At 63.9% G+C, this 14,644-nt stretch carries 11 protein-coding genes and 2 tRNA genes; 3 read left to right on the forward strand and 10 right to left on the reverse strand.

The genetic code is table 11. The features are described 5' to 3' along the window. Nucleotides 1-45: 45 nt before the first annotated feature. The 6 genes from odhB to sdhC form a co-directional block, all read right to left on the reverse strand. On the reverse strand, nt 46-1,641 hold the full coding sequence (odhB, locus tag IOC61_RS00895; RefSeq protein ID WP_195687009.1) for a 2-oxoglutarate dehydrogenase complex dihydrolipoyllysine-residue succinyltransferase: 1,596 nt from the start codon (nt 1,639-1,641) through the stop codon (nt 46-48). A gap of 42 nt (nt 1,642-1,683) precedes the next feature. Further along, the gene (locus tag IOC61_RS00900; RefSeq protein ID WP_195687010.1) at nt 1,684-4,518 is read right to left on the reverse strand and encodes a 2-oxoglutarate dehydrogenase E1 component; all 2,835 of its coding nucleotides are present in this window, start codon (nt 4,516-4,518) and stop codon (nt 1,684-1,686) included. Between the two features lie 344 nt (nt 4,519-4,862). Further along, nucleotides 4,863-5,567: a succinate dehydrogenase iron-sulfur subunit gene (locus IOC61_RS00905; protein WP_195687011.1), complete on the reverse strand. Its 705-nt coding sequence runs from the start codon at nt 5,565-5,567 to the stop codon at nt 4,863-4,865. Between the two features lie 26 nt (nt 5,568-5,593). Beyond that, nucleotides 5,594-7,366, reverse strand: a complete 1,773-nt coding sequence (gene sdhA / locus IOC61_RS00910) for a succinate dehydrogenase flavoprotein subunit (protein WP_195687012.1) — start codon at nt 7,364-7,366, stop codon at nt 5,594-5,596. A gap of 3 nt (nt 7,367-7,369) precedes the next feature. Continuing rightward, a complete protein-coding gene (gene sdhD, locus IOC61_RS00915; RefSeq protein WP_195687013.1) occupies nt 7,370-7,717 on the reverse strand; it encodes a succinate dehydrogenase, hydrophobic membrane anchor protein in 348 nt (115 codons plus the stop codon). Beyond that, entirely contained in the window at nt 7,711-8,088 is a 378-nt protein-coding gene (gene sdhC / locus IOC61_RS00920; RefSeq protein WP_195687014.1) for a succinate dehydrogenase, cytochrome b556 subunit, read from the reverse strand. The genes sdhD and sdhC overlap by 7 nt, the downstream gene beginning before the upstream one ends. A 450-nt stretch (nt 8,089-8,538) precedes the next feature. Between sdhC and gltA the strand changes: the two genes are divergently transcribed. Both gltA and IOC61_RS00930 read left to right on the forward strand, forming a co-directional pair. Beyond that, complete coding sequence (gene gltA / locus IOC61_RS00925; protein WP_195687015.1) at nt 8,539-9,822, forward strand: citrate synthase; 1,284 nt, start codon at nt 8,539-8,541, stop codon at nt 9,820-9,822. Nucleotides 9,823-9,930: 108 nt separating this feature from the next. Further along, nucleotides 9,931-10,821 carry an NAD(P)-dependent oxidoreductase gene (locus IOC61_RS00930; RefSeq protein ID WP_229332838.1) on the forward strand — a complete coding sequence of 297 codons (891 nt, stop codon included), beginning with the start codon at nt 9,931-9,933 and terminating at the stop codon, nt 10,819-10,821. A gap of 391 nt (nt 10,822-11,212) precedes the next feature. Here IOC61_RS00930 and IOC61_RS00935 read toward each other — a convergent pair. From IOC61_RS00935 to gltX, 3 genes are all read right to left on the reverse strand, one after another. Next, nucleotides 11,213-11,288, reverse strand: a tRNA-Glu gene (locus tag IOC61_RS00935). A gap of 23 nt (nt 11,289-11,311) precedes the next feature. Next, a tRNA-Ala gene (locus tag IOC61_RS00940) sits at nt 11,312-11,387 on the reverse strand. Nucleotides 11,388-11,562: 175 nt separating this feature from the next. Further along, entirely contained in the window at nt 11,563-13,041 is a 1,479-nt protein-coding gene (gltX, locus tag IOC61_RS00945; RefSeq protein WP_195687016.1) for a glutamate--tRNA ligase, read from the reverse strand. 144 nt (nt 13,042-13,185) lie between these two features. Between gltX and IOC61_RS00950 the strand changes: the two genes are divergently transcribed. Beyond that, a complete protein-coding gene (locus tag IOC61_RS00950; protein WP_195687017.1) occupies nt 13,186-13,926 on the forward strand; it encodes an SDR family NAD(P)-dependent oxidoreductase in 741 nt (246 codons plus the stop codon). A gap of 12 nt (nt 13,927-13,938) precedes the next feature. On the opposite strand, the gene IOC61_RS00955 is transcribed toward IOC61_RS00950, so the two are convergent. Continuing rightward, complete coding sequence (locus IOC61_RS00955; RefSeq protein ID WP_195687018.1) at nt 13,939-14,553, reverse strand: hypothetical protein; 615 nt, start codon at nt 14,551-14,553, stop codon at nt 13,939-13,941. Between the last annotated feature and the right edge of the window lie 91 nt (nt 14,554-14,644).

A 14,644-nucleotide genomic window follows, 5' to 3' on the forward strand; every position in this document is an offset into this window, starting at 1 on the left:
TCTTGGGTTCAGGGGCCGCCGGGATCAGCCGGCGGCTCGTGCCGCTCAGATATCCAGCAGCAGGCGTGCCGGATCTTCCAGCAGCTCCTTGATGGTGACGAGGAACTGCACCGCGTCCTTGCCGTCGATCATGCGGTGATCGTAGGAGACCGCAAGGTACATCATCGGGCGGATCTCGACCTTGCCGTTCACCGCCATGGGGCGCTCCTGGATCTTGTGCATGCCCAGGATCGCCGTCTGCGGGGGGTTGATGATCGGCGTGGACATCAGCGACCCGAAGATGCCGCCGTTGGTGATGGTGAAGGTACCACCCTGCATCTCGTCGATGCCGAGCTTGCCGTCACGCGCCCGCTTGCCGAAGTCGACGATACCCTTCTCGACATCGGCGATCTTCATGCTGTCGGTATCACGCAGCACCGGCACCACCAGACCACGATCGGTGGAGACCGCCACGCCGATATCCTGGTAGCCGTGATAGACGATATCGGTACCGTCGATGGAGGCATTGACGTCGGGGAAGCGCTTGAGGGCCTCGCTGGCCGCCTTGACGAAGAAGCCCATGAAGCCGAGCTTGACGTCGTGGGTCTTGACGAAGGTGTCCTTGTACTGGGCACGCAGCTCCATCACCGCGCCCATGTCCACCTCGTTGTAGGTGGTCAGCATGGCGGCGGTCTGCTGGGCCTGAACCAGGCGCTTGGCGATGGTCTGACGCAGACGGCTCATCGGCACACGCTTCTCGGGGCGCTCGCCCTCGACGGCGGGCGCCGGAGCGGCGGCCTTGGCGGAGCCGGTGGACGCCTTGGCGCTTTTGGCGCCCTTGGCGGCAGAGCCCTCCTTGACGGCGCGCTGCACATCCTCCTTGAGGATGCGACCGCCCTTGCCGGTCCCCTCGATCTTGCTGACATCGAGGTCATGCTCGGCCACCAGCTTGCGCGCGGCCGGGGCCAGGATCTTGTCCCCCACCTGCTTGTCGCTGGCGCCATCATCGGCGGAGGCAGCCGGCTCGACATCGGCGGCCGTGTCCGCCTCACCGCCGGCGCCTTCGGCGAAGATGCCCAGCACCGCCTCGGACTCGACCTGGCTGCCCTCCTCGGCCTTGATCTCGACGAGCGCGCCGTCGGCGGGCGCCACCACTTCCAGCACCACCTTGTCGGTCTCGATCTCGGCCAGCACCTCGTCGCGCTTGACCGCTTCACCGACCTGCTTGTTCCAGCTGGCCACGGTGCCTTCCTGGATCGACTCGGGGAAGGTCGGCGCCTTCACTTCGTGCTTCTCGCCGCCGCCGGCAGCCGGCTTGTCGGCCTTGGCCTCGGACGATGTCTCGGCTTTGGCCTCTGACGACTTCTCGGCCTTGGCGTCTTGGTTGTCGCCGCTCTCTGCCGACGCCTTGCCGCCCTTGGCCTCGCCTTCACCGATGCGTCCCAGCACCTGCTCGGACTCCACGGTGTCACCCTCCTCGACCAGTGTCTCGGAGAGAACGCCCGCCTCGGGGGCCAGCACTTCGAGCACGACCTTGTCGGTCTCGATCTCGACGATCAGCTCGTCACGCTCGACGCTGTCACCCGGCTTCTTGTGCCAGGCAGCGACGCTGCCTTCGGCAACGGATTCCGGAAAGGTTGGGGCCTTGATCTCGGTAGCCATGTCGTATCCCTTGTAGGTTCTCTCTCGTCCCGGTGGGCGCCATTACAGATTGAAGGCGTCTTCCACCAGCTGGCGCTGCTGTTCGGTGTGCACGGACATGTAACCGGCCGCGGGTGCCGCCGATGCCGGACGACCGGCAAACTTGAGCTTGCCACCCAGACCGTCCTTGAGCATTTCCGCGACGGCACGCATATGGTGCTGACTCGGGTACCAGGCGCCCTGGTTGAGCGGCTCTTCCTGGCACCACACGATGTCGGTGACATTGGTGTACGCCTTGATCGCCTCGAAGAGCTCCTCCTTGGGAAAGGGGTAGAGCTGCTCGACACGCAGGATGGCGACATCATCACGGGCATTCTCCTCCCGCCAGGCGGCCAGGTCATAGTAGACCTTACCGGCACACAGGATGATGCGCTCAACCCTCTCGGCCTCCAGCCCGGCCTGGTCGGCCAGCACCATCTGGAAGCCGCCATCGGCCAGCTCATCCAGGCTCGATGTCGCATCCTTGTGGCGCAGCAGGCTCTTGGGCGACATCACCACCAGCGGCTTCCTGACCTTGCGGATCACCTGGCGGCGCAGCAGATGGAAGATCTGCGCCGGGGTGGTCGGCACACAGACCTGCATGTTGTGTTCCGCGCACAGCTGCAGGAAGCGCTCCAGGCGCGCCGAGGAGTGCTCGGGGCCCTGCCCCTCATAGCCGTGGGGCAGCAGCATGGTCAGCCCGCACAGGCGTCCCCACTTGGTCTCGCCCGAGGAGATGAACTGGTCGACCACGACCTGGGCGCCATTGAAGAAGTCGCCGAACTGCGCCTCCCAGATCACCAGGTCGTTGGGCGCGGTGGTGGCATAGCCGTACTCGAAGGCCAGCACCGCCTCCTCGGAGAGGAAGGAGTCGTGGATGGTGAAGCGCGGCTGACCATCGGCCATGTACTGCAGCGGCACATAGGCGCTGCCATCCTTCTGGTTGTGCACCACCGCATGGCGGTGAGAGAAGGTGCCGCGACCCACGTCCTGGCCGGTGATGCGCACCGGATGCCCCTGGTCGATCAGCGTGGCGTAGGCCAGGGTCTCGGCGAAGCCCCAGTTGAGGGCCAGGCCACCGGCCTGCATCTTGCGCCGATCGGCGTAGATCTTGGCCACCTGGCGCTGTACCTCGACCCCATCGGGAATCTCGCACATCTTCGCCGCCAGGCGCTGGAGCTTCTTCATCGGGACCGAGGTGTCGGCGTAGCCCGTCCACTCATGTCCCAGATAGGGCTTCCAGTCGACGAACAGTGAGGTATTGGGCTGTTGCACCAGGGCGTTGGCCACATGGTTGCCGGCGATCAAGTCCTCGCGATAGGTCTCGATCATGCCCTTGGCCTCCTCCTCGGTGAGGACGCCCTGTGCCACCAGTCGCTCGGCATAGATCGCCCGCGAGGAGGGGTGATCCTTGATCTTGCGGTACATCATCGGCTGGGTGCCGCTGGGCTCGTCGGCCTCGTTGTGACCGCGACGGCGGTAGCACACCAGATCGATCACCACATCCTTCTTGAACTGCTGACGATAATCCAGGGCCACCTGGGTCGCGTGCAGCACGGCGTCGGGGTCATCACCATTGACATGGAAGACCGGCGCCTGAACCATCTTGGCGATATCCGTGCAGTACTCCGTGGAACGCGAGTCCTCGGGATGCGAGGTGGTAAAGCCAATCTGGTTGTTGATGACGATGTGTACCGTGCCGCCGGTCTTGTAGGCACGGGTCTGGGACATCTGGAAGGTCTCCATGACCACGCCCTGACCGGCGAACGAGGCATCACCATGGATGTTGATCGGCAGTACCTTGTTGCCATCGCTGTCGTCACGGCGATCCTGGCGGGCCCGCACCGAGCCCACGACCACCGGGGCGACGATCTCGAGATGAGAGGGGTTGAAGCCCAGCGCGAGGTGCACCTCGCCACCCGGCGTCATGACGTTCGAGCTGAACCCCTGGTGGTACTTGACGTCACCGGAGCCACGCTCGATCACCTTCTTGCCGTCGAACTCGTCGATCAGCTCGCCGGGGTTCTTGCCAAGGATGTTGACCAGCAGGTTGAGGCGCCCGCGGTGGGCCATGCCGATCACCACCTCCTTGATGCCATAGCCCCCGCCACGCTGGATCAGCTCATCCATCATCGGAATGAAGGACTCGCCCCCCTCCAGGCCGAAGCGCTTGGTCCCCGGATACTTGGAGGCCAGGTAGTTCTCCAGGCCCTCGGCGGCGGTGAGCCTCTCCAGCACGTGCTGACGCACCTCGTTGCTGAAGGCGGGCGCACTGCGCACCGATTCGAAGCGCTGCTGCAGCCAACGCTTCTCCTCGGTATCGACGATGTGCATGATCTCGCAGCCGATGGAGCGACAGTAGGTCTTCTCCAGGGCGTCGACGATCTCCTTGAGCGGCGCCTTGTCCATGCCCAGGAAGAACGAGCCGGTCTGGAACTCGGTATCGAGATCGGCCTTCGTCAACTGGTGGAAGGAGAGGTCGAGGTCGGGGACCGGCGTCTCGCTGCGCAGCTTGAGGGGGTCGATATCCGCCTTCTGGTGACCGCGGAAGCGATAGGCGTTAATCAGCTGCAGAACCCTGACTTGCTTACGATTTTCCTCGCCATCGGCGGCAGCGGGCGCGAGTGCCGTACGGCGCTGCCTGGCCAGCTGATGGAACTGTTCGCGGACGGGGGTCAGGGGAACATCATGGTGGGGGCCGTCATCGGGGCGCGGCAGCTCGTCAAAGTACTGGCGCCACTCGTCGGGAACGGCGGAGGGATCATCGAGGTACTGCTCGTATAGCGCCTCCACGTAGTGGACATTGCTGCCACTGACGTGCGAGGAGCGCCACATCAACTCCATTATGCCTTGTTGCATCTCTCGGTCACCCTGCACTGATGGGGTGTGATCGGCGTCACCGCGACGCGGCCACGGCGACATCGGTGGTGCCCTGCCGGCTGGGGCCCATGCGTTTCCGGCATCTCCGGCCATCGTGGGCCGGAAACCTTGAATCTATGGTTACGGAACCTGTGGCCACTCGAACCTGTGGTTACTGAACCTGTGGTTACTGAACCTATGGTCACTCAATCCCATGGTCAAAAGCCGGCGCCCAGGGCACCGGCTTCCGACACTATCTCACTCCTCCCTGCGACACGGGGTCACAGGGGGTGTGCTGCGGCATATGATAACAAGCCACGGAGCTCGATTTAAGTGCCATCGGCTCAGGTGCTATCGGCCAGCAGCATCTCGCGGATCTTGCCGATGGCGCGAGTGGGGTTGAGTCCCTTGGGACACACCGCCACACAGTTCATGATGCCGCGGCAGCGGAACACGCTGAACGGATCCTCGAGCTCGGACAGACGCTCCCGGGTAGCCGTGTCGCGCGAGTCCACCAGGAAGCGATAGGACTGCAGCAGCCCCGCCGGCCCCACGAACTTGTCCGGGTTCCACCAGAACGACGGGCAGGAAGTGGAGCAGCAGGCGCACAGGATACACTCGTAGAGGCCGTCGAGCTTGTCGCGATCCTCCGGCGACTGCAGACGCTCGATGGCCGGCGCCGGCTCGTCGTTCTGGAGGTACGGCTGGATGCGCTCGTACTGCTGGTAGAACAGCCCCATGTCGACCACCAGGTCACGGATGACCGGCAGGCCCGGCAGCGGGCGCAGCACCAGCTTGTTGCCCTTCACCACATCGGAGATCGGAGTGATGCAGGCCAGGCCGTTCTTGCCGTTCATGTTCATGCCATCGGAGCCACACACGCCTTCGCGGCAGCTGCGACGGTAGGCCAGGCCGTTGTCCTGCTCCTTCATCATGTGCAGGACATCGAGCACCATGATGTCGCGGCCCTGGGTGTCGACCTGAAACTCCTGCATGTACGGCGCGGAGTCGGTCTCCGGGTTATAGCGGTAGATGGATACCTGAAGCATCGTGACTCACCCTCGTGTTAGCTGAATTAGTAGGTACGGACTTTCGGCTCGAAGGTGTCGACGGTCTTCGGCGCGAAGTTGACGTCGCGCTTGCCAATCGTCTTGTCGGCCGGGAAGTAGAGCGAGTGCTTCAGCCAGTTGACATCGTCACGGTCCGGGTAGTCGTAGCGGGAGTGCGCGCCACGGCTCTCCTTGCGCTCCAGTGCCGCGATGGCGGTCGCCTCGGCGACTTCCATCAGGTTGTCGAGCTCGAGGGCCTCGACACGAGCGGTGTTGAAGGCGTTGGACTTGTCGGGCAGGTAGGCGTTGTCGATACGCCCACGCAGCTCGGCCAGCTGCTTGACGCCCTTCTGCATGTTCTCCTCTTCGCGGAATACGCCGAAGGAGTTCTGCATGATGGCCTGCAGCTCACGCTTGAGCTCCGGCACGGTCTCGCCGCTCTCGGACTCGTTCCAGCGGGTGATGCGCTTCATCGCCGTCTCGATATCGGACTCGGAGGCATCGAGGTAGTCGATACCCTCGTTGAGCGCCCCCTCGATGAACATGCCGGCGGCACGACCGAACACCACCAGGTCGAGCAGCGAGTTGCCGCCCAGGCGGTTGGCACCATGGACCGACACACAGGCCACTTCGCCGCAGGCGAACAGGCCGTTGACGATCTGGTCCTTGCCATCCTCACCACGCATGATGGCCTGGCCATGCACGTTGGTCGGCACGCCCCCCATCATGTAGTGACAGGTCGGCACCACCGGGATCGGCTCCTTGGCCGGGTCCACGTGGGCAAAGGTCTTGGAGAGCTCGACGATGCCGGGCAGTCGCTTGCCGAGGACCTCCTCGCCCAGGTGATCCAGCTTGAGATAGACATGATCGCCGTTCTCGCCGCAGCCACGCCCCTCAAGGATCTCCATGACCATGGAGCGGGCCACCACGTCGCGGCCGGCCAGGTCCTTGGCGTTGGGAGCATAACGCTCCATGAAGCGCTCGCCATCCTTGTTGACCAGGTAGCCACCCTCACCGCGGCAGCCTTCGGTCACCAGGGTGCCCGCACCGTAGATACCGGTCGGGTGGAACTGCCACATCTCCATGTCCTGCATCGGGAAGCCGGCCCGCAGCGCCATGCCGACGCCGTCACCGGTATTGATCAGGGCATTGGTGGTAGAGGCGTAGATACGACCGGAACCGCCGGTCGCCAGGACGGTGGCCTTGGACTTGACGTGCACCACTTCGCCGGTCTCGATATCCATGGCGATGCAGCCCACCACGTCGCCATTGGCATTCTTGACCAGATCGACGGCGTACCACTCGTTGAGGAAGGTGGTATTGTTCTTCAGGTTGTTCTGATAAAGCGTATGCAGCAGGGCGTGCCCGGTACGGTCGGCCGCGGCACAGGTACGCGCGGCCTGGCCGCCGGCGCCGAAGTCCTTGGACTGACCACCGAAGGGACGCTGATAGATGCGACCATTGTCGAAACGCGAGAACGGCAGCCCCATGTGCTCGAGCTCGAAGACGGCCTTGGGGCCCTCGGAGCACATGTACTCGGCGGCGTCCTGGTCGGCGATATAATCGCCGCCCTTGACGGTGTCATACATGTGCCAGCGCCAGTCGTCGTCGGGGTCGGCGGAAGCGATGGCACAGGTGATGCCGCCCTGGGCGGACACGGTGTGCGAGCGCGTCGGGAAGACCTTGGAGAGCACCGCGGTCTTCTTGCCGGACTTGGCCAGCTCGAGGGCGGCTCGCAGGCCGGCACCACCGCCGCCGATGATGATCGCGTCGAAGGACAGGCTACGCATGTTGGACATGGATCAAGCTCCCCACAGAATCTGAATGCCCCAGACCAGGAAGGCGAAGATGGCCAGGATGACAAGAAGTTGAACGGTCAGGCGAATGGCGGTCGACTTGAGGTAGTCGGTCGTCACGGTCCACAGCCCCACCCAGGCGTGGCCAGCCAGAGAGATGAAGGCCAGCAGCGAGAAGATGCGCATCCAGGTCTGGGCGAACAGGCCGCTCCAGGTCAGGTAGTCGAGATCCGGGTTGAACAGCAGATAGAGAACGATGAAGAGCGTATAGGCCGCCAAGATAACGGCGGAGACCCGCTGGATCAGCCAGTCGGAGAGGCCACTGCGGCCAAGGTTCGTGATGTTGGTTACCATACCCAGACTCCCGCCAGAATGATCAGTACGGCGCTAGCCACCACGGTGATCTGCGCCTTCTTGTGGCCGCCCTCAAGGGTCACACCGATATCCATATCCATCAGCAGGTGCTTGATGCCGGCCACGAAGTGAAAGGCCAGGGCCGACAGCAGGCCCCAGGCGATCAGCTTGGCCAGGAAATTGCCGGCCAGCGCATCGCTTACCGCGGCAAAGCCTGCCGGCGATGAGAGCGACTCGCTCAGTGCCCAGAAGGCAAAGATGGTACCGATGAAGAGGATGACGCCAGTGATGCGGTGAGCGATCGACGTCAGGGCGGGTAGCGGAAACTGTATCGTGGACAGATCCAGATTTACGGGTCGTTTGCTATTCACGGCTCTCTACACACTCTCTATGGCCCACACGGAAAGCTTCGGGTGGCTCCGGGCGGGCGGTGGTTTCGGGAAGGCATCGGCCGTTGCCGGGGGGGCGGCAAGACCGGCTGTACCTGCCAGTCGCGCGGGGTGGATTATAGGGGCCCGTCCGCCCCATGACAAACCGGGAGCTCCCTGACTAGACCATGGTGCAAAGCCTGCCGCCCTCCCTTTCGTTCAGGCTTTATTGCACCATTGGCACCCCGCAGCCCATTATGGTGCTACGCATCAATTCCTCGACAATCCCTGGACATGAGCAGGACCCTCGCACATGCGGCAGCGCACCATTGACCAATTGACAATCGCTGGGACGCTTCTATAGTGGGCAAACCTTTTTCGCCGGCTCCCCCAGCGAAGATGTCGAAGAATGAATGACTTATCGCCCTAAACGAACTCGAGAGGAGGCCTTCCATGGCTGACAGGAAAGCGACGCTGACGGTTGACGGCCTGGACAAGACGATCGAACTGCCCGTCTATTCGGGTTCTCTAGGCCCCGACGTGATCGATGTCCGCGGACTCGGCGCCGAGGGTCTGTTCACCTATGACCCCGGCTTCATGGCCACCTCCTCGTGCCAGTCTGCCATTACCTATATCGATGGCGGCAAGGGTGTGCTGCTGCACCGTGGCTACCCGATCGACCAGCTGGCCAAGCAGTCCAACTTCGTCGAGCTGTGCTATCTGCTGCTGTTCGGGGAGCTGCCCGATGACGCCAAGTACGCGGACTTCGAGTCCCGCGTGCGCAACCACACCATGGTCCACGACCAGATCATCAATTTCTTCAAGGGCTTCCGCCGCGACGCCCATCCGATGTCGATCCTCTGCGGGGTGGTGGGTGGCCTGGCCGCCTTCTATCACGACCATATGGACATCAACGTCGAGCAGGATCGCACCATCAGCGCCATCCGCCTGATCGCCAAGATGCCGACCATCGCGGCAATGTCCTACAAGTACAACGTCGGCCAGCCGTTCAACTACCCGCGCAACGATCTGAACTATGCAGAGAACTTCCTCTACATGATGTTCAGCACCCCGTGCGAGGACTACAAGATCAACCCGGTCTATGCGCGTGCCATGGACCGCATCTTCATGCTTCACGCCGATCACGAGCAGAACGCCTCCACCTCCACGGTGCGCCTGGCGGGCTCCACCGGCGCCAACCCCTTCGCCTGCATCAGCGCCGGTATCGCCGCGCTGTGGGGACCGGCCCACGGTGGCGCCAACGAGGCCGTGCTGAAGATGCTCGACGAGATCGGGGACGACTCCGAGGAGAACATCCAGCGCTTCATCGACAAGGCCAAGGACAAGGATGACCCGTTCAAGCTGATGGGCTTCGGCCACCGCGTCTATCGCAACTTCGACCCGCGCGCCAAGGTCATGAAGGAGACCTGCGACGAGGTTCTGGCGGAGCTCGGCATCGACGATCCCCAGCTGAAGATCGCCAAGCGTCTCGAGCAGATCGCCCTGGAGGACGAGTACTTCGTCGAGCGTCAGCTCTACCCCAATGTCGACTTCTATTCCGGCATCATCCTCAAGGCGATGGGCATCCCCACCAACATGTTCACGGTGATCTTCGCGGTCTCCCGGACCATCGGCTGGATCTCCCACTGGAACGAGATGCTCAGCGACAGCTACAAGATCGGTCGCCCCCGCCAGCTCTACACCGGCCACGACCAGCGCGACTACCCCGGCAAGTAAGCCCGGTTACGCGCGCCCCGTCGCCGCACACGTTATGCTGCAGAAAGCCGCCTTCGGGCGGCTTTCTGCATCCTGTCAGCGTTCGACCACCCATATGAAGAGAGAGCCATGAGCAACACGATCTCGACAGTCGCCTTTATCGGCCTGGGCGTCATGGGCTACCCCATGGCCGGCCACCTGGCCCGTGCCGGCCTCGACGTGCGCGTCTACAACCGCACCCCGGCCAAGGCCGAGGCCTGGAGCGAGGAGTACGGCGGCAGCCACCACGCCACCCCCCGCGACGCCGCCAGCGGAGCCGACCTGGTGCTGGTCTGCGTCGGCAACGATGATGATGTCCGCCAGGTCACCCGAGGTGAGGATGGCGCCCTTCACGGCATGGCCCCAGGCAGCCTGCTGGTGGACCACACCACCGCTTCCGCCGACCTCGCCGGGGAACTCGACGCCGCCTGCCGAGAACTGGGTATCGGCTTTATCGACGCCCCGGTCTCCGGCGGCCAGCAGGGCGCCGAGAACGGCGCCCTGACCATCATGTGCGGCGCCGACGAAACCGACTTCACTCGTGTCGAGCCACTGCTCGACCACTACGGCCGCGCGGTGACGCTGATGGGGCCTGCCGGCAGCGGCCAGCTGACCAAGATGGTCAACCAGATCTGCATTGCCGGCCTGGTCCAGGGACTCGCGGAGGGACTGCACTTCGCCGAGCAGGCCGGCCTCGACCGTCAACGCGTGGTGGACGTCATCGCCAAGGGCGCGGCCGGCTCATGGCAGATGGAAAACCGCCACGCCACCATGATCGCCGATGAGTACGAGCACGGCTTCGCCGTGGACTGGATGCGCAAGGATCTCGGTATCTGTCTGGAGCAGGCACGTCGGCTACAGGCTCGCCTGCCGGTAACCGCCCTGGTCGACCAGTTCTACGCCGACCTCCAGGTGCTGGGCGGCGGTCGCTGGGACACCTCCTCCCTGCTGCGCCGTCTGCGCGCCATGAAGCTCGATTGACCCCTCCGCGGCGGCCCGTCATGGCCGCCGCAACACCCCTTTCCCCACCGCCCTGACGTTTTCCACACTTTCTGTGGATAACCCTGTTCAAAACCCTTCCAAAAGGTCGCACAATCGCCATGGGAAGCGGCCTGGGCTCAGATTGATCATTTTTTGACCTGATCTAACTTGTTGTTTTACAAGACTTTTTAGACAGAGATCGGCGCCACGGGCATTCCCGGCCGGCTGTGCACAGGCAGCCGGCCGGAACGCCGCAAAGTGGACAAGTCAAGTGAAAATCGTCGCGGAATCGCGATCGATGGCAGGCAATCTCGAGGAGTGATCGCCGCCGGGGATAGACATCGGAGAACAAGAAAGGGCATCCTGCTGGATGCCCTTTCTCGAAGGAAGGTGGCGTCCCATAGGGGGTTCGAACCCCTGTTCCCGCCGTGAAAGGGCGGTGTCCTAGGCCACTAGACGAATGGGACGTTATCTTCACGCATGGCACGATTGGTGGAGCCTAGCGGGATCGAACCGCTGACCTCAACACTGCCAGTGTTGCGCTCTCCCAGCTGAGCTAAGGCCCCGTGTGCCGTGAAGACGAGACGTATATTACTGATTCCCCTCCCCTTCGTCAACCCCTTTTATGCCTTGCTCTAGAAACTCAAACCGTAAGCCAGGATGACGCCACCGGAATAACCGGTGGCGTCGATTCTTAGCGCTTACGGCGCCGGGCGAAGCCCGGTTCAGCTCCCCAGGGGGTTACAGCTCTCTGTATTCCTTCTCGAAGCGCTTGGCCTGCTTCTTGGAGACGCCCCCCAGCACCGCGATGGCGTGACGCAGACGCGCCCGGGTCATGTCGGAGCCCAGTATCGCCATGGCGTCCATGACCGAGGTGCTGGCACTCGAGCCCGTGATGGCAATGAAGACCGGCGCCAGCAGGTCCTTCATCTTCATCTCGAAGTGCGCTGAGAGCGCCTTCACCTCGCCAAGCAGCGCCTCCTTGTTCCAGGCTGGCAGGACCTCGAAGCGCCACACCAGGAACTGCAGCAGCTTGACCAGGTCCTCGCGGCCCAGCTTGACGGCGTCGAAGCTGGTCTCGCTGATCGCCGGCACACCGGAGAAGAAGTGGCCGGCCAGGGGGGCGACCTCGGAAAATGTCTCGACCCGCGGGCGCACCTGGGGCAGGATCTCCTTCACGTACTGTTCGTTGAAGGCCCACTCCATCAGCGCCTTGAGGAACCCCTCGTCGTCGAGATCCTCACGAATATAGAGGCCGTTGAGCCAGGTCAGCTTTTCCAGGTCAAAGACCGGCCCGCCCAGCGAGACCCGCTGGATATCGAAGTGGGCCATCATCTCATCGAGGCTGAACTTCTCACGCTCGTCGGGCATCGACCAGCCCATGCGGCCCAGGTAGTTGGTCACCGCCTGGGGCAGATAGCCCATGCGCCGATAGTAGTTGATCGATGTCGGATTCTTGCGCTTGGAGAGCTTCGACTTGTCCGGATTGCGCAGCAGCGGCATATGGCAAAGCTCCGGCATCTCCCAGCCGAAGTACTCGTAGAGCAGCTGATGCTTGGGCGCCGAGTTGATCCACTCCTCACCCCGCAGCACATGGGTGATGCCCATCAGGTGGTCGTCGACCACGTTGGCCAGATGGTAGGTGGGCATGCCATCGGACTTGAGCAGAATCTGGGCATCGACCTGAGCCCAATCCACCTCGATGGTGCCGCGCAGCATGTCCTGAATGACGCAGGTGCCGTTTGCCGGCACCTGCATGCGCACGACATGGGGCCAGCCCTCGTTCTCCCGACGCGCCTGCTCGTCGGCGGGCAGGGCAAGATCGGCGGGCTTGAGCGCCAGGTGCATGCCGGCGGCCTTGCGCGACTCACGCAGCTCATCGAGCTCCTCGCTGGTGCGGTAGCACTTGAAGGCATGACCCGACTCGATCAGCTGGCGGGCGTGCTCGGCATAGATATCACCACGCTCGCTCTGACGGTAGGGCCCATGGGGGCCTCCCACATCGGGCCCCTCATCCCACTCGACGCCCAGCCAGCGCAACGAGTCGAGGATCATCTGCTCAGACTCCGCGGTGGAGCGCACGCGATCGGTGTCCTCGATGCGCAGGATGAACTGTCCACCGTGCTGGCGAGCGAAGCAGAGATTGAACAGGGCGATGTAGGCGGTGCCGACGTGAGGATCGCCGGTCGGTGACGGCGCGATACGCGTGCGTACGGTCATGTCGTTGCGGTGTCCCGGATCCGAGGGTGGGTGGATGAGTGAGTGCTCGCATTATACGCACCTGCCGACGCCTCGGCAGCCGTGGCCCGGGAATCATCGGCGGGATCAGGGGTCCATGTCTGGCAACCCGACGAGGAGCCCCGCATGCTGCCCACCCTTCCCCCAGGTTTCACTGCCCTGGTCACCGGCGCCTCCGGCGGCATCGGCGGCGCGCTGGTCGAGGCGCTGCTGGCAGACCCACGCCCGGGGCGGGTGATCGCCGTCGGCCGCTGCCCGCCCGCCATGGATGACCCTCGCCATGAGGCGCTGGCCACCGACCTCACTCGTGAAGAGGGCTACCAGGCACTGACGGAGCGGATGGGGGAGGGTCCACTGCATCTGCTGTTCAATGCCATCGGCACCCTGCACGATGCCAATCTGGGGATCCACCCGGAAAAGAAGCTGGATGATCTGGACCCCACGAGCCTGACGCATCTGTTTCACGTCAACGCTGTGGCACCCTCCCTTCTGCTCCAGGCCCTGCAGCCCAACCTGAAGGGGAAGCACACCGCGCTGGTGGCAAGCCTCTCGGCGCGGGTAGGCTCCATCGGCGACAACCGGCTGGGTGGCTGGTACGCCTACCGTGCCAGCAAGGCGGCCCACAATATGCTGATGCGGACCGCCGTCATCGAGCTCAAGCGCCTGAACCCAGAACTGGCGGTAGTCTGCCTGCACCCCGGCACCACCGACACCGGCCTCTCGCGCCCCTTCCAGGCCCGGGTGCCCGCCGAGCAGTTGCTGTCTCCGAGCTTCGTTGCCTCACGCCTGCTGACGGTACTTGGCGAGTGCGGCCCGGAGTCCAGCGGCAGTTTTCTCGACTGGGCAGGCAAGCCCGTCCCCTGGTAACGACCGACGGGGCTACTCGACCCGGATCACCTCTACCTGATCGTGGGTGCGCCGTGTCTCGCTCCCCACCAGGAAACGCTGGCGATAGCGGGCCACCTGCCCCAGGCCGTGCGGCGACTGCTGAACCAGAGGCCCGCTGAGATGCTCATTCTCCTCACCCAGGCGTTCACGCACCGAACGCGGCTGGACGCTGCCCTCCTGAACATCGACCGTAACGCGATAGCCACCATCCGGCAGCCCACTGCCGGGACCGAAGGGGCCTGCCACAAAGCCCCCCTCCGCCACCGACACACGCTCCCGCCAGCGCACCCCGCTGAGCTCGCGCTCCACGATCACCTGCAGGCGGGTCGCCTGGGGCAGGTTGGTCTCGCCCTCCACCGTCAGGCGCCGGTCGCTTTCCAGTCGGGAGCTCAACTCGAACATCACCGGCTCATCGAAGGGCGGCACCTCGGGCGCCTCCTCGGTAGAGGCCGGCTCACTGCTCTCGGTGGCCACGCTCATCTCATCGTCCGTCGTCCTGTCGGCGGCCGTCTCGGTAGACTCCGACGGCGACGTCTCCTCGCCGCCACAGCCGGCCAGCATGACCGCCAGCACCAACGGGACTGCCGCGTACAGCGCCCTTGTCATCCACTATTCTCCAAACAGCATCATCAACCTTCAGGCTACCACCGCTCGGGGTCGGCGTCGCCCACCCCTCGGCCTGACGCCCGCGGGCTGG

The sequence above is a fragment of the Halomonas sp. KAO genome (assembly GCF_015595025.1).
Lineage (GTDB): Bacteria > Pseudomonadota > Gammaproteobacteria > Pseudomonadales > Halomonadaceae > Halomonas.

Excerpts from the sequence above, each read along its gene's own strand:
- IOC61_RS00905 (WP_195687011.1), bottom strand. The coding sequence starts at position 5,567 with ATGCTTCAGGTATCCATCTACCGCTATAACCCGGAGACCGACTCCGCG.
- odhB (WP_195687009.1), bottom strand. The coding sequence starts at position 1,641 with ATGGCTACCGAGATCAAGGCCCCAACCTTTCCGGAATCCGTTGCCGAA.
- gltX (WP_195687016.1), bottom strand. The coding sequence starts at position 13,041 with ATGACCGTACGCACGCGTATCGCGCCGTCACCGACCGGCGATCCTCAC.
- IOC61_RS00930 (WP_229332838.1), top strand. The coding sequence starts at position 9,931 with ATGAGCAACACGATCTCGACAGTCGCCTTTATCGGCCTGGGCGTCATG.
- IOC61_RS00900 (WP_195687010.1), bottom strand. The coding sequence starts at position 4,518 with ATGCAACAAGGCATAATGGAGTTGATGTGGCGCTCCTCGCACGTCAGT.
- sdhD (WP_195687013.1), bottom strand. The coding sequence starts at position 7,717 with ATGGTAACCAACATCACGAACCTTGGCCGCAGTGGCCTCTCCGACTGG.
- sdhA (WP_195687012.1), bottom strand. The coding sequence starts at position 7,366 with ATGTCCAACATGCGTAGCCTGTCCTTCGACGCGATCATCATCGGCGGC.
- IOC61_RS00955 (WP_195687018.1), bottom strand. The coding sequence starts at position 14,553 with ATGACAAGGGCGCTGTACGCGGCAGTCCCGTTGGTGCTGGCGGTCATG.
- IOC61_RS00950 (WP_195687017.1), top strand. The coding sequence starts at position 13,186 with ATGCTGCCCACCCTTCCCCCAGGTTTCACTGCCCTGGTCACCGGCGCC.
- gltA (WP_195687015.1), top strand. The coding sequence starts at position 8,539 with ATGGCTGACAGGAAAGCGACGCTGACGGTTGACGGCCTGGACAAGACG.